This is a genomic window from Streptomyces avidinii, assembly GCF_014650695.1.
Classification (GTDB): domain Bacteria; phylum Actinomycetota; class Actinomycetes; order Streptomycetales; family Streptomycetaceae; genus Streptomyces; species Streptomyces avidinii.
Genome location: NZ_BMVL01000022.1, coordinates 51,677 through 71,274, shown reverse-complemented (window position 1 = coordinate 71,274; position 19,598 = coordinate 51,677). Strand labels below are relative to the sequence as shown.

14 protein-coding genes are annotated in these 19,598 nt (G+C 70.9%); 11 read left to right on the top strand and 3 right to left on the bottom strand.

Annotated features, from left to right (window positions below; translation table 11 throughout):
- Positions 1 to 32: 32 nt before the first annotated feature.
- From prfA to IE257_RS35595, 6 genes are all read left to right on the top strand, one after another.
- Positions 33 to 1,112 carry a peptide chain release factor 1 gene (gene prfA / locus IE257_RS35620; protein WP_189973994.1) on the top strand — a complete coding sequence of 360 codons (1,080 nt, stop codon included), beginning with the start codon at positions 33 to 35 and terminating at the stop codon, positions 1,110 to 1,112.
- Between the two features lie 50 nt (positions 1,113 to 1,162).
- Positions 1,163 to 2,008 (top strand): peptide chain release factor N(5)-glutamine methyltransferase, encoded by an 846-nt coding sequence (gene prmC / locus IE257_RS35615; protein ID WP_030008688.1) that lies wholly within the window; start codon positions 1,163 to 1,165, stop codon positions 2,006 to 2,008.
- A gap of 49 nt (positions 2,009 to 2,057) precedes the next feature.
- The gene (locus tag IE257_RS35610) at positions 2,058 to 2,705 is read left to right on the top strand and encodes an L-threonylcarbamoyladenylate synthase (RefSeq protein ID WP_030386960.1); all 648 of its coding nucleotides are present in this window, start codon (positions 2,058 to 2,060) and stop codon (positions 2,703 to 2,705) included.
- Positions 2,702 to 3,358 (top strand): arsenate reductase/protein-tyrosine-phosphatase family protein, encoded by a 657-nt coding sequence (locus IE257_RS35605; protein WP_189973993.1) that lies wholly within the window; start codon positions 2,702 to 2,704, stop codon positions 3,356 to 3,358. The genes IE257_RS35610 and IE257_RS35605 overlap by 4 nt, the downstream gene beginning before the upstream one ends.
- Before the next feature lie 165 nt (positions 3,359 to 3,523).
- Positions 3,524 to 4,753 carry a serine hydroxymethyltransferase gene (gene glyA / locus IE257_RS35600; protein WP_189973992.1) on the top strand — a complete coding sequence of 410 codons (1,230 nt, stop codon included), beginning with the start codon at positions 3,524 to 3,526 and terminating at the stop codon, positions 4,751 to 4,753.
- 116 nt (positions 4,754 to 4,869) lie between these two features.
- A complete protein-coding gene (locus tag IE257_RS35595; RefSeq protein WP_189973991.1) occupies positions 4,870 to 6,234 on the top strand; it encodes an MraY family glycosyltransferase in 1,365 nt (454 codons plus the stop codon).
- 70 nt (positions 6,235 to 6,304) lie between these two features.
- Here IE257_RS35595 and IE257_RS35590 read toward each other — a convergent pair whose 3' ends face one another.
- From IE257_RS35590 to IE257_RS35580, 3 genes are read right to left on the bottom strand one after another with little or no spacing between them, the layout of a single operon-like run.
- Positions 6,305 to 7,501, bottom strand: coding sequence for a methylmalonyl-CoA mutase family protein (locus IE257_RS35590; RefSeq protein ID WP_189973990.1), 1,197 nt, complete (start codon positions 7,499 to 7,501; stop codon positions 6,305 to 6,307).
- Positions 7,502 to 7,508: 7 nt separating this feature from the next.
- Positions 7,509 to 8,234, bottom strand: coding sequence for a 4'-phosphopantetheinyl transferase family protein (locus tag IE257_RS35585; RefSeq protein ID WP_189973989.1), 726 nt, complete (start codon positions 8,232 to 8,234; stop codon positions 7,509 to 7,511).
- 17 nt (positions 8,235 to 8,251) lie between these two features.
- Positions 8,252 to 9,160, bottom strand: coding sequence for a metallophosphoesterase family protein (locus IE257_RS35580; RefSeq protein WP_189973988.1), 909 nt, complete (start codon positions 9,158 to 9,160; stop codon positions 8,252 to 8,254).
- Between the two features lie 282 nt (positions 9,161 to 9,442).
- Here IE257_RS35580 and IE257_RS35575 point away from each other — a divergent pair, with 282 nt between their 5' ends.
- The 5 genes from IE257_RS35575 to IE257_RS35555 all read left to right on the top strand — a co-directional run bounded on the left by IE257_RS35575 (position 9,443) and on the right by IE257_RS35555 (position 19,545).
- Complete coding sequence (locus IE257_RS35575) at positions 9,443 to 10,198, top strand: thioesterase II family protein (RefSeq protein WP_189973987.1); 756 nt, start codon at positions 9,443 to 9,445, stop codon at positions 10,196 to 10,198.
- 242 nt (positions 10,199 to 10,440) lie between these two features.
- A complete protein-coding gene (locus IE257_RS35570) occupies positions 10,441 to 13,470 on the top strand; it encodes a helix-turn-helix transcriptional regulator (RefSeq protein WP_308433301.1) in 3,030 nt (1,009 codons plus the stop codon).
- A gap of 274 nt (positions 13,471 to 13,744) precedes the next feature.
- The gene (locus IE257_RS35565) at positions 13,745 to 16,549 is read left to right on the top strand and encodes a helix-turn-helix transcriptional regulator (RefSeq protein WP_268251454.1); all 2,805 of its coding nucleotides are present in this window, start codon (positions 13,745 to 13,747) and stop codon (positions 16,547 to 16,549) included.
- Positions 16,550 to 16,791: 242 nt separating this feature from the next.
- Positions 16,792 to 18,000: a cytochrome P450 gene (locus IE257_RS35560; RefSeq protein ID WP_189973984.1), complete on the top strand. Its 1,209-nt coding sequence runs from the start codon at positions 16,792 to 16,794 to the stop codon at positions 17,998 to 18,000.
- Positions 18,001 to 18,351: 351 nt separating this feature from the next.
- The gene (locus tag IE257_RS35555; RefSeq protein WP_189973983.1) at positions 18,352 to 19,545 is read left to right on the top strand and encodes a cytochrome P450; all 1,194 of its coding nucleotides are present in this window, start codon (positions 18,352 to 18,354) and stop codon (positions 19,543 to 19,545) included.
- The last annotated feature ends 53 nt before the right edge of the window (positions 19,546 to 19,598 follow it).

The following is a 19,598-nucleotide window of genomic DNA, read 5'->3' as shown; positions in this document are numbered from 1 at the left end:
GTCCTTCGCACTTTCACCCCAGGAGTCCCCCGATGTTCGAAGCGGTCGAGGAATTGGTCGGCGAACACGCCGATCTTGAGAAGAAGCTCGCCGACCCTTCGGTCCACTCGGATCAGGCCAACGCGCGCAAGCTGAACAAGCGCTACGCGGAGCTGACCCCGATCGTCGCGACCTTCCGCGCCTGGAAGCAGTCCGCCGAGGACATCGAGACGGCCAAGGAGTTCGCGGCCGACGACCCCGACTTCGCGGCCGAGGCCAAGGAACTGACCGCACAGCGCGAAGAGCTCACCGAGAAGCTTCGCCTGCTGCTCGTTCCGCGCGACCCCAGCGACGACAAGGACGTGCTCCTGGAGGTCAAGGCGGGTGCGGGCGGCGACGAGTCCGCCCTGTTCGCCGGTGACCTGCTGCGCATGTACCTGCGCTACGCCGAGCGCGTGGGCTGGAAGACCGAGATCATCGACGCCACCGAGTCCGAGCTCGGCGGCTACAAGGACGTCCAGGTCTCCGTCCGCACCAAGGGCGGCAACGGCGCCACCGAGCCCGGCCAGGGCGTGTGGGCCCGCCTGAAGTACGAGGGCGGCGTGCACCGCGTCCAGCGGGTGCCGGCCACCGAGTCCCAGGGCCGTATCCACACCTCCGCCGCCGGCGTGCTCGTCACCCCGGAGGCCGAGGAGGTCGAGGTCGAGATCAACATGAACGACCTCCGCATCGACGTGTACCGCTCGTCCGGCCCCGGCGGCCAGTCCGTCAACACCACCGACTCGGCCGTGCGCATCACGCACCTCCCCACCGGTGTGGTCGCCTCCTGCCAGAACGAGAAGAGTCAGCTCCAGAACAAGGAGCAGGCCATGCGCATCCTGCGGTCGCGGCTGCTCGCCGCCGCCCAGGAGGCCGCCGAGCAGGAGGCCTCGGACGTGCGCCGCAGCCAGGTGCGCTCCGTGGACCGTTCCGAGAAGATCCGCACGTACAACTACCCGGAAAACCGGATCTCGGACCACCGGACCGGTTTCAAGGCGTACAACTTGGACCAGGTGCTCGACGGTGACCTCGACCCGGTCATCCAGGCCTGCGTGGACACGGACTCCGCGGCCAAGCTCGCGGCCGCGCACTGACCCGACCCCCGTACCACCCCCCCCGTACGACAGCAGCCCGGAGGACCAGCGTGAACTTGCTGCTTGCCGAGGTGGCCCAGGCCACCCAGCGGCTGGCCGCCGCCGGCGTGCCCTCACCGCGCTTCGACGCGGAGGAGCTCGCCGCCTTCGTGCACGGCGTCAAACGGGGGGAACTGCACCACGTCAAGGACGCGGACTTCGACGCCCGCTACTGGGAGGCCGTCGCCCGCCGCGAGGCCCGCGAGCCGCTCCAGCACATCACCGGCCGCGCCTTCTTCCGGTACCTGGAGCTCCAGGTCGGGCCCGGGGTCTTCGTGCCCCGCCCCGAGACCGAATCGGTCGTGGACTGGGCCATACACGCCGTCCGCGCGATGGACGTCGTCGAGCCGCTGATCGTGGACCTGTGCACCGGCTCCGGCGCGATCGCGCTGGCCATGGCCCAGGAGGTGCCGCGCTCGCGCGTGCACGCGGTCGAGCTGTCCGAGGACGCCCTGCGGTGGACCCGCAAGAACGCCGAGGGCTCGCGGGTCACCGTCCACCAGGGCGATGCCCTGAGCGCGCTGCCCGAGCTCGACGGCCAGGTCGACCTGGTCATCTCCAACCCGCCGTACATCCCGCTCACCGAGTGGGAGTACGTCGCCCCCGAGGCCCGCGACCACGATCCGGAGATGGCGCTCTTCTCCGGCGAGGACGGCCTCGACACCATCCGCGGTATCGAACGCACCGCTCACCGGCTGCTGCGGCCCGGCGGCATCGTCGTCATCGAGCACGCCGACACCCAGGGCGGCCAGGTGCCGTGGATCTTCGCCGAGGAGCGGGGCTGGGCCGACGCGGCCGACCACCCGGACCTCAACAACCGCCCGCGCTTCGCGACCGCCCGCAAGGCACTGCCGTGACCGGCGCGACGATTTCCGCCACCCACCTGCTGCACGAGGAGGCCCGCTGATGGCCCGGCGATACGACTGCAACGACGCGACGGACCGTAAGACGGGTCTGCGTGAAGCCGCATCCGCCGTGCGCCGCGGCGAGCTCGTCGTGCTGCCCACCGACACCCTGTACGGGATCGGCGCGGACGCCTTCAGCCCGGAGGCCGTCCACGACCTGCTCGCCGCCAAGGGCCGGGGCCGCGGCATGCCCACCCCGGTGCTCATCGGCTCCCCGAACACGCTCCACGGCCTCGTCACGGACTTCTCCGAGCAGGCCTGGGAGCTCGTCGACGCCTTCTGGCCGGGCGCGCTGACGCTGGTCGCCAAGCACCAGCCGTCGCTGGCGTGGGACCTGGGCGACACCGGGGGCACCGTGGCCGTGCGCATGCCCCTGCACCCCGTCGCGATCGAGCTGCTGACCGAGGTCGGCCCGATGGCGGTGTCCTCGGCCAACCTGTCCGGGCACCCGGCGCCCGAGGACTGCGACGCCGCGCGCGAGATGCTCGGGGACTCCGTGTCCGTGTACCTGGACGGCGGCCCGACGCCCGGCATCCAGCCGTCGTCGATCGTCGACGTCACGGGGAAGGTTCCCGTCCTGCTCCGCGAGGGGGCGCTCACCGCAGACCAGCTGCGGGAGGTCGTACCCGACCTCGAGGTCGCCCCGTGAGCCCTGAGGGGCGTGGCATAGCAGGGGGGTACCGCCCGCCGGTAGCCGGGGGAAACACTTTCCGCATACTCCACGTCAGCACGGGGAACGTGTGCCGCTCGCCCATCACCGAGCGGCTGACGAGGCATGCCCTCTCGCACCGCCTCGGCGGCCCCGTCACCGGCGACCTCATCGTGGAGAGCGCCGGCACCTGGGGCCACGAGGGCGCCCCGATGGAGGCGAACGCGGCCGCCGTGCTGGCGGACTTCGGGGCCGACGCGTCCGGATTCACCGGACGGGAGCTGCTGGACGAGCACGTCATACGCGCGGACCTGGTGCTGACCGCCACCCGCGACCACCGGGCCCAGGTCATCTCGATGGGCCACTCGGCGGGTCTGCGCACCTTCACGCTGAAGGAGTTCACCCGCCTGGTCCGGGCGATAGATCCGGCCACGCTGCCGCCGCTGGACGACGGCATGGCGGAGCGGGCCCGGTCGCTGGTCCGGGCCGCCGCGGCGCTGCGCGGCTGGCTGCTGGCGCCGTCGCCGGACGCGGACGAGGTGTACGACCCGTACGGGGCGCCGATCACCTTCTTCCGCTCGATCGGCGACGAGATCAACCAGGCGCTGGACCCGGTCGTGACCGCCCTGACGGGCGTGACGGCCGCACGCTGAGCCTTTGCCGGCCGCAGGCCGGCGCAGCGGTGCGCAGCCCGCAGGCCCCCGGGGACGAGGGGTCGAGGCCGCACCGAGGAGGGGCCCGCCCCGCGCCGACAGGGCACGGCGGGGTCCGCGGGCCTAAAGTGGCTGGTACCTCCCCGGTACCCCTGGAGCCGCGCCATGAGCGTCATCACCCAGCCCACGGACCTGCTGCGCATGCAGGACCCGCAGATGGCCGACGTACTGGCCGGGGAGCGGCAGCGGCAGGCCGAGACGCTGCAGCTGAGCGCCGCGGAGAACTTCACCTCGACCGCCGTGCTCGCCGCGCTCGGGTCCGCACTCGCCAACAAGTACGCCGAGGGGTACCCGGGCGCCCGGCACCACGGCGGGTGCGAGTACGCCGATCTGGCCGAGCGGACCGCCGTGGAGCGGGCCAAGGCGCTCTTCGGGGCCGAGCACGCGAACGTGCAGCCGCACTCCGGCTCCTCCGCCGTCCTCGCCGCGTACGCCGCCCTGCTGCGCCCCGGGGACACCGTGCTGGCGATGGGGCTCCCGTACGGGGGCCACCTCACGCACGGCTCGCCCGCCAATTTCTCCGGGCGGTGGTTCGACTTCGTCGGGTACGGGCTCGACGCCGAGACCGGTCTCATCGACTACCGGCAGGTGCAGCACCTCGCCCACACGCACCGGCCCAAGGCGATCGTGTGCGGCTCGATCTCCTACTCCCGCCACCCCGAGTACTCGGCCTTCCGGGAGATCGCCGACGAGGTGGGGGCCTACCTCATCGCGGACGCCGCCCATCCGATCGGGCTGGTGGCCGGCGGGGCCGCGCCCAGCCCCGTCCCGTACGCCGACATCGTCTGCGCGACCACGCACAAGGTGCTGCGCGGTCCGCGCGGCGGGATGGTGCTGTGCGGGGCCGAGTACGCCGAGCGCATCGACCGGGCGGTGTTCCCCTTCACCCAGGGCGGGGCCCAGATGCACACCATCGCCGCCAAGGCCGTGGCCTTCGGCGAGGCGGCCCGGCCGGCCTTCACCACGTACGCCCACCGGGTCGTCGCCAATGCCCGGGCCCTGGCGGCAGCCCTCCAGGAGCGCGGGTTCGCCATCACCACGGGTGGCACGGACACGCACCTGATCACCGCCGATCCGGCGCCGCTGGGTGTGGACGGCCCGACCGCCCGCGGCCGGCTGGCGGCCGCGGGGATCGTGCTGGACACCTGCGCCCTCCCGTACGGGGACCAGCGCGGCGTGCGGCTGGGAACGGCCGCCGTGACCACCCAGGGGATGGGGGAGGCGGAGATGGTCAGGATCGCGGCATTGTTCGCCGCGGCGCTGGCCGGGGATGGCGTGAAAACACGTACGGAGGTCAGTGAGCTGACGACGGGATTTCCCCCATACGGGGAGTAAGTGGTACAAGAGGGGTGTGCCGCAACCGGGATACCGCCCCCTCGCGTCCTTGGTGAAGGGGACATCGCGGCTAATGTGTGGGGCTGAGATGGCCGGCGATACATCTGGGGCAGCCCGTGCGTGAATATCTGCTGACGCTTTGCGTCACGGTCGCGGTGACCTACCTGCTGACCGGGCCCGTGCGGAAGTTCGCGATCGCGGCCGGGGCCATGCCGGAGATCCGCGCCCGCGACGTCCACCGCGAGCCCACACCGCGGCTCGGCGGCATCGCCATGTTCGGCGGTCTGTGCGCGGGACTGCTGGTCGCCGACCACCTGACGAACCTCAACGGCGTCTTCGAGCTGTCGAACGAACCACGGGCGCTGCTCTCCGGCGCCGCCCTGATCTGGCTGATCGGTGTACTCGACGACAAGTTCGAGATCGACGCGCTCATCAAGCTCGGCGCGCAGATGATCTCCGCCGGCGTGATGGTGATGCAGGGCCTGACCATCCTGTGGATCCCGGTGCCCTTCATCGGCACGGTCGCGCTCACCCAGTGGCAGGGCAACCTGCTCACCGTGGCCCTCGTCGTGATCACCATCAATGCGGTGAACTTCGTCGACGGCCTCGACGGCCTCGCCGCCGGCATGGTCTGCATCGCCGCGGCCGCGTTCTTCATGTACGCGTACCGGATCTGGTTCGGCTACGGCATCGAGGCGGCCGCGCCCGCCACCCTCTTCGCCGCGATCCTGATGGGCATGTGCCTCGGCTTCCTGCCGCACAACATGCATCCCGCCCGGATCTTCATGGGCGACTCCGGCTCGATGCTCATCGGCCTCGTGCTGGCCGCGGCCGCCATTTCCATCACCGGTCAGGTGGACCCCGACGCCATGGCCCTGTACGCCCAGGGCGAGCGCAACGCGACGCACGCGATGCTCCCGGTCTTCATCCCGCTGATCCTGCCCCTGACGATCATCGCGATCCCGATGGCGGACCTGGTCCTGGCGATCGTGCGGCGCACCTGGAAGGGTCAGTCGCCCTTCGCCGCCGACCGCGGGCACCTCCACCACCGACTGCTGGAGCTCGGGCACTCGCACAGCCGCGCGGTCCTCATCATGTACTTCTGGTCGGGCCTGATCGCCTTCGGCACCGTGGCCTACTCGGTGCACTCGGCCACGATGTGGATCGTGCTGGCGATCGCGGCGCTGAGCGCCGTGGGCCTGATCCTGCTGCTCCTGCCGCGCTTCACCCCGCGTGCGCCGCGCTGGGCGGAGGGGCTGGTTCCGCCGCGCTACCGGCACCGCCCGATGCCGGTGGGCCGGGAGACGGCCGCCGACACCGGGGCGGGGGACGGATCGCTCGCGCCCGCCCGCGCGGCTGCGGGGGGCGAGGCCGCGGCGGCCGGTACTCCGGCCTCGTACGGGCTGCACGGTGCCACCGCGCTGTCGGCGGTGTCCGCGGGCCGGGGCGGCACCGACACCAAGGAGCGGGAGCGGACCTGAGCCCCGGCGTGCGGCAGCCGTCCCGGCACGGGGTCGGGACGGCGCAGGGGGTGGACGGCGTGGACGGCCCTCAGCGACGTCCGGGCGGGGCCTGGTAGGTGCCCCAGACCCCGCGGAGGGTCTCGCAGATCTCGCCCACCGTGGCACTGGCCGCCAGGGCCGCCCGCATCGGGAGCATGACGTTGCGGTCGCCGCGCGCGGCCTCGCGCAGGTCGGCCAAGGCCTCGTCCACCGTCGGCTGGACGCGCCAGGCGCGCAATTTGGCCAGCCGTTCGCTCTGCCGCAGGTGCGTGGCCCGGGCCTCGGGCCCGGGCGCTTCGACGCCGGACGGGCCGACCGGGCGGCTGTCCGGAGGCAGGGCGGTGCTCTGGAAGCGGTACTCGACGGCCCGTACGGCGCCGCCCAGACGTTCGATGCTGTCCATCAGACGGAGCGCGGACGCCTCGATCTCCTGGGAGGCGTCGGTGCGCAGCCACGGCCGGCCGGTGCGGGCAGCCGCCACGCTCCAGGATGGCGGGACGTGGCAGCGGAGCACGGCGCGGCCGGCCAGGTCGGGCCCGAAGTGCTCGGTCATGGCCCGGCCCCAGATGCGCCGGGCAGCCCGGAACTTCGCCAGGACCTCGGCCTGGTTCCCGCTGCCGGAGAGGCAGAAGGTGAGCCGTGGCACGAAGACGCCCGCGGTCACCGCCGTACGGACGTAGGCGATGCCGTTGGCGAGGGCGAAGGCGACCTCCTGAGCCGGGTCCGCGCCCGCTTCGGCCAGTTCGTGGCCGCAGACGGACACGACGTCCCAGCGGGGCAGGGCCGTCCGGCAGTACCCCAGGAGGTCCCGGGTCAGGCGCATGGAGGGACCCGGCGGGAAGAGGCACGTTCCGTCGGGGGTGATGAACTCCTTGAGCACGTCGTTGCGGACCGAGCCGCGCAGCCGTTCGGCGGGGACGCCGTGCTCCTCCGCGACGAGTTGGTAGAGCAGGATCAGGGGCGCGGCCGCGGCGTCCACGGACAGGGACAGGGCGACCTTGTCGAGGGGGATGCCGCTCAGCAGCACCCGCATGTCGTCGATCGAGTCGAGGGCGACCCCGGTGCGGGCCACCTGCCCGTAGGCCGACGGCATGTCGGAGTCGAGCCCCGATTCGGTGGGCCGGTCGACGAGCAGGGGCAGGACTCGTGCGCCGCGGTCGACCAACCGTCTGAGGCGGACATTGGCGGCCGCCGAGGTGTGGAACCGGGTGGTCCGGTCAGCGGCCGGGGAAGTGCCGGACGGCATGGGCTCCTCACGAATGTGATGGGGGGCGCGTGAGCGCCGGGTCGGGGTGGTGGCCGACCGGACCGCCACCCGTGGTGGGGGTGTCCACGGTGATCGCGGTGAGCACGATTCCCTCGCGGACGAGCCATCGGCCGGCGAAGGTGCTGAGGTCGGGGTGGGCGGCGACCAGGGCCGGAGGGAGCACGCGGGCGGAGAAGGTGCGGCGGACCGGGTCGATCCGGATCAGCGCCTCCTCGAACTCCAGCGCGAGCGAGGTCTGCGGGAACCACGCCTTGTAGACGCTTTCCTTGGTGCTGAAGAGCAGCTTGTCCCAGTTGATTCCGGGGTGCCGCGCGGTGAGCTGTCCGACCTGGGCGATTTCCTCCGGCAGGGCGATGCTCTCCAGCACGCCGCGGGGAAGCGGCCGGTCGGGCTCCGCGTCGATGCCGAGGGCCGCGACGCGGGAGGCGTCGGCGACCGCCGCCGCGTGGTAGCCGGTCGTGTGCGTGATCGCGCCGCGTACCGCGTCGGGCCAGACCGGGAGCCCGCGGGGGGTGGCGAGCAGCGGGCCCTCCGGGGCGCCCAGAGCACTCAGCGCCTGGTGGGCGCAGTACCGGGCGGTGGCGAACTCGAGCCGGCGGCTCTCGACCGCCCTGGCCACGAGGGTCGCCTCCTGGGGGTGCAGGGTGGCGAACGGCACGTGCTCGAACGCCTCGAAGGCCCGGACGTGGGACGGCAGCACTTCTTCGATCATGTTTTCCCTCTTCCTCGCTACCAGGTACGGGCAGCGGCCACCGCCGTGGCGTTCCCCAGGATCTGGACCGGGCGGCCCGGCGGTGTCGCGCGCCGCTCCCACTCCCTCGGGTAGCCGAGGGACACCTCGTGGTGGGGCACTCCGTCGCAGTGGATGGTGCGCGGGATGTGCAGGTGTCCGTAGACCACCGCGGCCGCACGGTACGTGCGGTGCCAGTCGGCGGTCCCGGTCGTGCCGCACCACAGGGCGAACTCGGGGTACCGCAGGACCCTCGTGGGGTCGCGGACCAGCGGGAAGTGGTTGACCAGCACGGTGGGCAGACCGGGCGGCAGCGCGTCGAGACGGTCCCGGGTCAGGGCCAGTCGGGCGCGGCACCACGCTTCCCGGGTCGGGTACGGATCGGGGTGCAGGAGGAACTCGTCGGTGCAGACCACACCGGCTTCGTCCGCCAGCCGTAGCGCGTGCTCCTTCGAGTAGGCGCCGGGCGGCCGGAAGCTGTAGTCGTAGAGGACGAAGAGCGGGACGACGACGGCGGGTCCGCCCTCTCCGTTCCACACCGGGTACGGGTCCTCCGGGGTGATCACGTCAAGTCGACGGCAGATGTCCACGAGGTGGCGGTACTTGTCCTCGCCGCGCAGCTGGACCGGGTCGGCCGGGTCGGTCCACAGCTCGTGGTTGCCCGGCACCCAGACCACCTGGGCGAACCGCTCCCGCAGCACGGACAGGGTGTTCTCGATGTCGGACACGGTCTCCCCGACGTCCCCGGCCACGACGAGCCAGTCCGCCGGGGAGTCGGTCCGCAGGTCACGGACGATGTCCCGGTTGCGCTCGTGGCGCACGTGCAGGTCGCTGATGGCCATCAGCCTGCCGTCGTGGGCAGGAGGCAGCGCGACTCCGCGGGGCGTGGGGTGGTGGGTCTCACTCATTCCTGTTGCCTTCCCGCGGTATCGGTTCGACCCGGCGTCGGCAACCGCACCGCTCCAGAGTGATCTGAACCACTGCCCGGCGAAACCCCTAGCCGCCCCCTAGATGTGTGCGTGAGGCGGGTGTGCGGGACCGGGGCTGCCGTCGGCCCGTAGGGGTGGGTGGGTCGGTGATGAGGGGTTGTGGCGGCCCGGGGGGCCACTCAAGATCTCTTCAGGTGCGACGGCGGTGGTGGTGTGGCCGGCGGCCGGCGCCACGGACCTTGTGTGACGAAGGGAACTGCCATGACCGCGAACGGCGTTGACGAGAACCTGTGGATGCGTCAGTTCCACCCCGCGCCCGACGCGAAGGTGCGGCTGGTCTGCCTTCCGCACGCCGGCGGTTCCGCCCCGTACTTCTTCCCGGTGTCCAAGGCGCTCGCGCCCGGCCTCGACGTGGTGGCCGTGCAGTACCCCGGCCGGCAGGACCGTCGTGACGAGCCGGGCATCGACAACATCGCGGACCTCGCCGACGCGGTGACGGACGCGCTGCTGCCCTGGGCGGATCGGCCAATGATCATTTTCGGCCACAGCATGGGAGCCACGCTCGCCTTCGAGGTGGCCCTGCGCCTGGAGGCCAAGGGCATCGTGCCGCTGGCGGTCTTCGCCTCGGGCCGCCGCGCTCCGTCGCGCCACCGCGACGAGCGGGTCCACCTCCGGTCCGACGACGACCTGATCCGGGAGATCCAGTCGCTGAGCGGCACCCAGGCCGCGGTGCTGGGCGATGAGGAGATCCTGCGGATGGTCCTGCCGGCCATCCGCAGCGACTACAAGGCGGCCGAGAGCTACCGCTACGAGGCGGGGCCGAAGCTCCAGGCTCCCATTCAGGCCCACTTCGGTGTGGACGACCCGAAGGTCTCGCGGGAGGAAGCGCAGGCGTGGGAGGAGCACACCGCCGGAACGTTCGAGCTCCAGTCGTACCCGGGCGGCCACTTCTATCTCAACCAGCAGGCGGCGCGGGTCATCGACGCCATCGCGCGCGTCGCCTCGACGGTCGCCTGAGGCGCGTCGGCCGGTCCGGCGGGCGGAGGACCTTAAAGGAAGCGCTAAGGAATTTTGGTTACTTCTTCAAGGGAGGGGGACGTTGCCATGGCGCGATCGATTCGTTCTTGGCTTGAATTCATCCATTCTTCCTGTGTGCCCGGGTGAGGTCGGCCCGGACGTGACCCATCTGGCTGATTCGCGCGACCGAAGGTATCGGAGGGGGCACGTCGGCGATTCAAAGGTCGGTTGACAGTGCATGGATGTTGATGTTGTCTGTCGTTTGGTTCGAGCGTGCGGTGAGAGGCCCCCGGGTCCTCCGGCCGCTCGGTCCGAGTGTCCGGCCACACGGGGGTGGTCTGGACGACTCAACTCCGGGGGTTCTTTTATCCATGGTGCTGTTCGGACGAGCTGAAGAAACGAAACAGCTGATATCCGCGCACGATGCGGTGTGTTCGTCCGGAAGGTCTGCAACAGTCCTGCTGGAAGCAGCCGCAGGCTGCGGCAAAAGTGAAATTTTGGCAGCCTTGACGGACTTTGCGGAGTCTTCCGGATCGGTGGTCCTGCAAACGGCTGCCGTCGCCCAAGAGTCTGAAATTCCGTTGAGCCTGCTCCGGAACATCGTCGACGGAACTTCCTTTTACGAGAAACTCGCTCGGCGTTTTCGCGCACTGAGCGCGGATCTTTCCGGTGAGCAGGGCGAAGGAGTATGTGAGCAGCTTCGCCGTGATACCGAGCGCTATGAATTGCAGCGCGAATTCTGTGCTTCGGTGCGGCAACTCTCCGAAACCGCGCCCGTGGTGCTCGCGGTCGACGACGTCCAGCACGGGGACCAGGAATCCCTGAGGCAGTTGCTGCACCTGGCCCGGCACTGCCGCACGGCCCCTCTTCTCATGGTGTTCACGCAACCGGTGGCCGGCGGGCGCCAGGACGTGGCCTTCGGCGGAGAGCTTCTGAGGCAGCCGAACTTCATGCGTGTGCGGCTGCCGCAGCTCGGCCGTGGCGGCGTCCAGGAAGTGCTGGCGGAGGCGTGGCCCGGGCGGCTCGACGCGAAGGTCGTCGACCGCTACTACGCGCTGAGCGGCGGCAATCCCCTGCTCCTGCGCGCGCTCGTCGAAGATCACCGGGCCCACACCGGTACCGGCACGGGCCGGCCCGCCGCGGAGCCGCAGGCCGGGCAGGTCTTCCGGGACGCGCTGCTGGCCTGCCTGGAGCGCGGTGGTGAGCGCAGCCGCCAGGTGGCCATCGGTCTGGCCGTCCTCGGGGAGTTCGTCAACCGGGAGCTGCTGGCCCAGCTGCTGGACCTCGGCCGCGAACAGTTGACCGAGAGCCTGCACGCGCTCGGCGAGTCGGGCATCATCCGGGACTACTCCTTCCGCAGCCGAATCGCACGGGACGCCGTCCTGGACGCATTGGAACCGGAGCTGCGCGTCGAACTCCACCTGCGTTCCGCCGACTTGCTGCACGCCTGCGGGGCGCCGCCGTACGTCACGGCCGAGCACCTCCTCCAGGCAGGGAGGGCCGACAAGGTCTGGGGGGTGGGAGTCCTGCAGGAAGCAGCAGAACAAGTACTGCTCGACGACCACGTCCAGGAGGCGGTCTCCTACCTGGAACTCGCCCACAGCGCCTGTGAGGACCCGCGGCGCCGGATCGAGATCAGGATCAGGCTCGCCCTCATCGCGCGGCGCATCAGCGCGGCGGCCGCCGAACTGCATCTCCTCGAGGTGTTGGAGAGGCTGCGGGTCTGCCCCATGCCGGCGGCGACCGTCGAGTCCTTCGCCGAGCTGCTCCTTGCCCATGGCTGGCTCGATCAAGCACGCGAAGTCATCGACTGTGCCGTGGCGGACGACCGCGCGACGGAGGACGCCATTGCGCCCGGGGGCGAGATCTGCGCGCCTTGGGAGAGCGTCCGGGAGCCGGGGTTCTGGCCGCCGGTCGGGCCGGCGCGCAGGAGTCCGGACGGAGAAGGAGAGGAAGGGGGCGGTCCGGACACCGTACCGACCCCGCCGCGCACACAGGGGCGGACGGCGGCCAGGCGACCGGCCAAGCCCTGGGAGACGCAGCGGCCCGGGGGGCCGGAGCAGTACATCGCCAGCGCCGAGGGCCTTCTGGAGATCACCCCGCTGACGGACTTCACGCTCGACCTGCTGCTCAATGCGATCCAGTCGCTGCTGTACAACGGCGCCGCCGACCGAGTCCTGCACTGGTGCGACACGTTCCTCCGGAAGTCGGCGGGCCGGGGCACCCCGGGCTGGGAGGCGTCCTTCGCCGCCCTGCGTGCCGAGGCCGGTGTCCACAGGGGAGACCTCGAGGCGGCCGAGAAGGGTTTGCGGGCCTGTCTGACCGCCATGCCTCAGCGGCACCGGTCCGCCTTCGAAGGGGCGGCGGTCGCCCACCTGGTGGCGGTCAACATCGCCCGGGGCGAGCTCGACGAGGCGGCTCACCACCTCAGTCGCCCGATGGCGCGGTCCCTGCCCGGCAGCGTGCACTGGCTCAGCTACCGAAGGGCGCGCGGGCTGTACCACATGGCCAACCACCGGTACCACTCCGCGCTGAGGGACTTCCAGGCGGCGGGGCGGCTGGCCGGGCTCTGGGGGGTGGACCGCCCCGGCCTGCTGCCGTGGCGTACGGACGCCGCCGAGGCGCTGCTGCGACTGGGGGAGCGGGGGGAAGCGCTGAGACTCGCCACGGAACAGCTGACCATGGTCGCCGACGGCTCCCCTCGCATCCGGGGCATCTCCCTGCACGCCATGGCCCTCGCCGGCGAGCAGCACGCACGGGTGGCACGGCTCGACGAGGCCCTCGGCGAACTGCGCAAGGCCCGTGACGGCCTGGGGACCGCCCGGGTCCTCTTCGACCTGGCCGACGCCCACGAGGAAGCCGGCGAGCCCCGCCGCGCCGCCGTCGCCCGCCGCCGGGCGACACGTCTGGCGAAGGAATGCGGGGCGGCGTCCCTGCTGCGCCGCGCCGAGCCGGCAGACGGCGCGGACCGCGCCGTGCGCCCTGCCGCAGCCTGCCGCGTCGAGTCCCCGGACCCGGTGGTGCCGCCCGAGGCGCCGTCCCCCGCGGCATGTCCGGACGAGGCCGCCCCCGCGCGCTCGCAAGAGCTCAGCGACTCCGAGCGCAAGGTCGCCGCACTGGCTGCCAACGGCTACACGAACCGCGAGATCTCCCTGCGGTTGTTCATCACGAAGAGCACAGTCGAACAGCACCTCACCCGTGTCTACAAGAAATTGAAGGTCGCCAGACGGGATGATTTGCCACTGGAACTCGAAATGACCGTCGAGGTCTGACGGGCGAGCTCCGGGATACGCCGCTGCCCGCCCCCTGTTTCAAGGGGGCGGGCAGCGGCGTATCTGCCTTCCGGCCATCCTGTCCCCTTGTTCCTTCAGACCCGGTGCCAAGTCGGTAGGGGGATGCCTGTACCGAGTGAAAATGCAGGTCAGAGAGGGGTAGGGGGTTGCGGCGCGAAGGTAGGGGTTGGAGGCAGGGGCCCATCTCGGTACAGTCGAATCAATTGAAATTGCATTCGAATTCTAGTGATGCTCAAGCGGTTCTCAATTGATTATGGATAAACGGGTGGGGATTGTGGCTGGCGGTATTGTCGCGGAGCTTTTCGAACGTGATGAGGAAATGGACCTGCTCGCGGACGTATTGGCAGGCGTCCAGCGGCGCGAAGGCGGTGTCGTCCTCATCGGCGGAGGGCCGGGGGTAGGCAAGACCGCACTGCTCGACGTGTTCCTGCGTCGCGCGGCCGATGCCGGGGCCCAGGTGTTCAGCGCCTCGGGTTCGGTCTCCGCGTCGGGGGTCGACCTCGCGGTCATCAAGGAGCTGTTCCTGGGGTCGGACGACGAAGAGGAGATCCGCGCGGCCACCCGCAGCAGCAAGGGGGCCGCCGAGTTCGAGGACCGGCTCTTCGCCGCCATGTGCCGGGAGACCCGCAGCCAGCTCGTCGTGGTAGCGGTGGACGACGTGCAGCTCGCCGATGCCGCTTCCCTGCGCTGCCTGCTCTACCTCGTCCGCAGGCTCCGTACGGCGCCGCTCATGATGGTGCTCTGCGAGTCCACGGGCCCGCAGATGCTCCCTCCGGCCTTCCACGCCGAACTGCTGCGCCACCCCCAGGCTCGCCAGCTCCGGCTGCTGCCCCTGTCGCGGGACGGCATCGCCGGGGTGATCGAGCACCATGTGGACACCGTGGAAGCGCCCGACCTGGTGGCGGACTTCCACGCCGTCAGCGGAGGCAACCCGCTGCTCGTGCACGCCCTGCTGGCGGACAGCCGTGACGCGCGCCGCCTCGACCCGCAGCAGCCTTCCAAAGCGGTGGCGAGCACCGCCTTCACCAAGGCCGCCCTCGCCTGGGCCTACCGGGACGAGGCCGAGCTCTTCGACGTGGCGGCCGGTGTCGCCGTCCTCGGGGAGTCGGCCACGCCCTCACTGGTGGCCTGCCTGGTCGGTCGGGGCGCCGACGTGGTCGACCAGGTCATGACGGCGCTGGACACGGCGGGCCTGCTGGAGAACGGCACCCTGCGCGACGCCGCCGTCGGCAAGGCCATCCTGGAGCACGTGGACGCGGTGGCCAAGGCGGACCTGCGGCGCCGTGCAGCCCGGCTGCTCCACGACGACGGAGCACCTGCGACCGTGGTGGCACAGCACCTCCTGGCGGCCTCGGTGACCGAGCCGTGGGCGGGCCGCACGCTGCTCGACGCGGCGTACCGGTCGATGGAGGCGGGCCACGAGGAAATGAGTCTCGACTGCTTGCGCCTGGCCGGCCAGAGCGCATGCACCGAACGCGACCGGGCCGCAGTGCTGATGGCGCGCGTGAAGATAGGCTGGCAGATCGACCCCCGGATGGTCGCTCCGTGGCTCGACGCACTGGTAGACACCCTCCGGGCCGGCCACCTCAAGGGCGCCGATGCTGCCTGGACCGTCAAATACCTGGCGTGGCACGGGCAGTTCGACGAGGCGGGGGAGGCCCTCGTAGCACTGTCCGAGGGTCCCTACGCCGAAGACCCGCGTGTCGAGGACGAACTCCACGTCGTGCGGCACTGGCTGCGGCACACCGTTCCGGCGCTGGACGGGGGAACGGTGTCCGGCGGCCCGCGCCGCCCGCCCCGCCGAGGGCTCCAGCCCCGCCAGGTCAGCCCGTCCTCGTACGCCCTCGAACTGCTCGGCACCGTCATGGCGGAAGGGCCTGACGAGCACGCGCTGGCCATGGCGGAGGAGATCCTGCGGGGGTGCCGCTCCAGCACGACCGGCGTCGAGGCGCTGGAGGCGGCGCTGCTGACTCTGGTCTACGGCGACAGGCCGGACCGGGCGCTCTTCTGGTGCGACGTGCTGCTCCAGCAGGCCGGTTCGCACGTGCGGGGGACGGTCGCAGCCATCCTGGCAGGAATCCGGGCGGAAGTCGCGCTCCATCAGGGGGCGCTCCCGGTCGCCGAGCAGTACGCCCGCGACGCACTCTCGGCGATCTCCCACTCGGGCTGGGGCGTCGCGATCGGTTCACCGCTCTCCGCTCTGGTCCTGGCCGCGACTGCCTCGGGGAAGAGCGGCCTGGCGGGTGCATGGCTCAACCACGACGTACCCGTCGGCATGTTCGAGACCCGTCACGGCCTGCTCTACACCCACGCCCGCGGCCACTACCACCTCGCTGTCGACCGGCCGGCCGCCGCCCTCGACGACTTCCTGACCTGCGGCGAACTCGCCAAGAAGTGGGGAGCGGACACACCCACCTTCCTTCCGTGGCGCAGTTCCGCCGCTCAGGCCCACCTCGCTCTGGGCAACCCCACCCAGGCGCGTGCCCTCGTACGGGAGCAGCTGGGCAGGCCCGGCGGAAGCACACCCCGGGCACGTGGTGTCGCACTGCGGCTGATGGCGGCGTCGAGTGAGCTGGACCAGCGCTCCGCACTGCTCAGGGAGTCGGTCAACCTGCTGGAGTCCTGCGGGAGTCAGATTGAACTCATCCGGGCGCTGGCCGACCGCAGCCGTGCGCTGCACGACCTCGGTGCACCGGCCAAGGCGCGCATGGTGGCCCGCCATGCGCGGACCGTGGCCGACAACTGCGCTGCGGACGCGCTCTTCCGCCGACTGTTCCGCGACGAGTCCTGCGAAGGTGAGGGCGGATCGGACTGCAGCCAGGACGAGGACGAGGGGTCGGTGAGCCTGACGGCGGCCGAGCGCCGGGTGACGGCCCTGGCCGCGGTCGGCCACTCCAACCGCGAGATCGGGCGCAAGCTGTTCATCACCAAGAGCACCGTGGAGCAGCACCTCACCCGTGTCTACCGCAAGCTCGGTGTCCGCAGCCGTGCCGACCTCGGTGACCTGTTCGCAGGGACGAACCTTGCGGGTACCTCGGGACTGGCCAACACGTCCTGAGTGGCGTCAAGACCCCCTGGGCCAAGCCCTGAGGGGTTGGATATCGGTTGCTGGTAGGGGTGGTACCGCCGGGATCCTCGATCCGGGTCTTCGACGGTGCGTCCGTCGAATCCATCGCCACCCCCCTTCCCCTGACGGCCGGCGCGGTCTCGCGCGGCCGCGCTTTCCCTCAGATGGGCCGTCCGACGGGGACGCCCGTTGCTGCCGTGCCCGGACGAGGCGCCAAATCAAGGAGAACAGGCATGAACACTTCGCAGAACCTGGCGGTGCCCGCCCCGAGGACCGGCTGCCCGATCGACCCTCCGGCCGTCTACCGCGAGGCGACGAAGGACGCATCGATCATCCGGGTCGACCTGCCGTTCGGCGACGAATGCTGGATGGTGACCGGTTACGAGGAGGTCCGCGCCGTCCTGACGGACACGCGCTTCAGTGCGGACGCGACGCGCCCCGGGTTCCCGATCACCAACGAGGAGGTCAAGGCACTGGTGGCGGTGAACCGCAGCACGGAACGAGAAGCGGAAGACTACCTCGAGGAGCAGGAGCACTCCCGCCGGCGCCGCATGCTCACCGCAGAGTTCAAGGCATCGGAGATCGATGCCCTGCGTCCGGAGATGCAGCGCATCGTCGACCAGGCGCTCGACGGGATGATCGCCGACGGCGGGCCGCTCGACCTGGTGTCCCGGTTCGGCGCGCCCGTGGCGTCGGGAGTCATCTGCCTGATGCTCGGAGTGCCCGTGGAGGACCAGGAGTTCTTCCAGCAGCGCAGCCACGTCCTGCTCGACGCGGCCGCGGGTCCCGAGGCCATGATGATGGCGCAGAAGGACCTCATGGAATACCTGGTCAAGCTCACGCTGGCCAAGCAGCAGAACCCGGACGGCGGCGTGATCAGCCATCTCGTGGAGCGGGGCGAGCTGAAGGTCGAGGAGATCGCCGGAACGGGCCTGCTGCTCCTGCTCGCGGGGAACGAGACGACGGCCGGGATGATCTCTCTCTCGGTGATCGCCCTGCGGCAGCACCCGGAGCAGATCACCCTGCTGCAGCAGGATCCTTCGCTGATCAAGGGGGCCGTGGACGAGTTGCTGCGGTACGCCACCCTCGCGTCCAACGGGCTTCCCCGGGTGGCCCTCCAGGACGTCGAGATCGGCGGGCAGCTGATCAGGGCCGGAGAGGGTGTGCTGTGCATGCTGTCCACGGCCAATCGGGACGAGGCGGTCTTCCCCGGTGGGGACGACCTGGACCTGACGCGCGGCGAGGCCCGCCGCCACGTCACCTTCGGGCACGGGCCGCACCAGTGCATCGGTCAGTTGCTCGCCCGCACCGAGCTGCAGATCGCCCTCGGGACACTGCTGAGCAGGCTTCCTGGGCTGAGGCTGGCCGTGCCGCTCGAGGAAGTGACCTTCCGCGACCGGGCCGGGGCGTACGCACCCGCAGCGCTGCCGGTCACGTGGTGACCGTCGCACACGGCTGATCGCGGAACCGGACGCGGCGGCCGTGCAGGGCCGCCGCGGTCCCGCACGCCACCCCGCGACCGGGCCGCGGGGCCCATGCCCGCAGGGGCCGCCGTGCCGCGCCGAAGGGCGCCCGCCCGCCGAGGCCTTGAGGGGCCGGATAGTGGTTGAGGTTAGGGGCGGCCCGGTCGGATATTCGAACTGCAATGCGGCCATGTGCCCGTCGAGCCCCCGCTGCCGTCCCGCCGCTTCCCGCCCGGCCCTCGCGCCCGGTCCAGGGACCCCTGCGCGGCTGGTCGGACCGGCACTTCATTCCACAGCCGCACCGACGGGCGGACGACGAAGGAGACCCGTATGACCATCTCGCAGAATCTGGCGGTGCCCGCCCCGCGGACCGGCTGTCCGATGGACCCCTCGCCCGCTTACCGGGAGTCGACGAAGGACGCGTCGATCATCAGGGTGGATCTGCCGTTCGGCGACGAATGCTGGATGGTGGCCGGTTACGAGGAAGTCCGCAGCGTGCTGACCGACAGGCGTTTCAGCGCGGACGCCACCCGCCCCGGCTTCCCGCTCGTCAGCGCGGAACTCAAGGCGCTGGCCGCCGCGTCCCGAAGCTCGGCCGAATTCATCGACGAGCAGGAGCACCTGCGCCGGCGCCGCATGCTGACCCCGGACTTCAAGGCCAAGCGCGTCGATGCCCTGCGCCCGGAGATCCAGAAGCTGGTCGACGAGGCGCTGGACACGATCATCGCCGACGGCGGCCCCGCGGACCTGATGGCCGCGTTCGCCCTGCCGGTTCCTTCCGCGGTCATCTGCCTGATTCTGGGTGTGCCTTACAGGGACCACGAGTTCTTCGAAGAGCGGGGCCGGGTTCTGCTGGACTACGACGCCAGCCCCGAGGAGATGGCGACCGCGCGCCAGGAACTCATGGAATTCATGTACAAGCTCACGCTGGCCAAGCAGGAGCAGCCCGACGACGGCCTGATCAGCCAGCTCCTGGAGACCGGCGATCTCACCGTGGAGGAGGTCACCGGCAGCGGTCTGCTGCTGCTCCTGGGCGGGCACGAGACGACGGCCAGCATGGTCGCGCTCTCCGTCCTCACTCTGCTGCGCCACCCCGAGCAGTTGGACCTGCTGCGCAACGACCCCTCACTGGTCAAGGGCGCGGTGGAGGAGCTGCTGCGCTTCCTCACCGTCGCGCAGCACGGACTGGGCCGGGTGGCCCTGGAGGACGTCGAGATCGCCGGGCAGCTCGTCAAGGAAGGGGAGGGCGTGCTGTGCATGCTGTCCTCCGCCAACCGCGACGACCGCATGTTCGCGAACGGGGACACGCTGGACGTGACGCGTGACGCGCGCGGCCAGATGGCCTTCGGATACGGCCTGCACCAGTGCGTGGGCCAGTCGCTGGCCCGCGCCGAGATCCAGATCGCCCTGGAGACGCTGCTGCGCAGGATGCCCGACCTGCGGCTGGCCGTCCCCTTCGAGGAGCTGAAGTTCCGCGACGGGTCCGGGATCTACGGAATCAAGGAGCTGCCGGTCCTCTGGTGACCGGGTGTTCCGAAGGCAGGGCGCAGGGCCTGTACTGCGCCCTGCCGGGCCCG

Bases quoted from the DNA above. Each gene is read 5' to 3' on its own strand.
- IE257_RS35585 (WP_189973989.1), bottom strand. From the start codon at position 8,234: ATGATCGAAGAAGTGCTGCCGTCCCACGTCCGGGCCTTCGAGGCGTTC.
- IE257_RS35565 (WP_268251454.1), top strand. From the start codon at position 13,745: ATGGATAAACGGGTGGGGATTGTGGCTGGCGGTATTGTCGCGGAGCTT.
- glyA (WP_189973992.1), top strand. From the start codon at position 3,524: ATGAGCGTCATCACCCAGCCCACGGACCTGCTGCGCATGCAGGACCCG.
- IE257_RS35610 (WP_030386960.1), top strand. From the start codon at position 2,058: ATGGCCCGGCGATACGACTGCAACGACGCGACGGACCGTAAGACGGGT.
- IE257_RS35570 (WP_308433301.1), top strand. From the start codon at position 10,441: ATGTTGATGTTGTCTGTCGTTTGGTTCGAGCGTGCGGTGAGAGGCCCC.
- IE257_RS35590 (WP_189973990.1), bottom strand. From the start codon at position 7,501: ATGCCGTCCGGCACTTCCCCGGCCGCTGACCGGACCACCCGGTTCCAC.
- IE257_RS35580 (WP_189973988.1), bottom strand. From the start codon at position 9,160: ATGAGTGAGACCCACCACCCCACGCCCCGCGGAGTCGCGCTGCCTCCT.
- IE257_RS35555 (WP_189973983.1), top strand. From the start codon at position 18,352: ATGACCATCTCGCAGAATCTGGCGGTGCCCGCCCCGCGGACCGGCTGT.
- IE257_RS35560 (WP_189973984.1), top strand. From the start codon at position 16,792: ATGAACACTTCGCAGAACCTGGCGGTGCCCGCCCCGAGGACCGGCTGC.
- IE257_RS35575 (WP_189973987.1), top strand. From the start codon at position 9,443: ATGACCGCGAACGGCGTTGACGAGAACCTGTGGATGCGTCAGTTCCAC.
- prfA (WP_189973994.1), top strand. From the start codon at position 33: ATGTTCGAAGCGGTCGAGGAATTGGTCGGCGAACACGCCGATCTTGAG.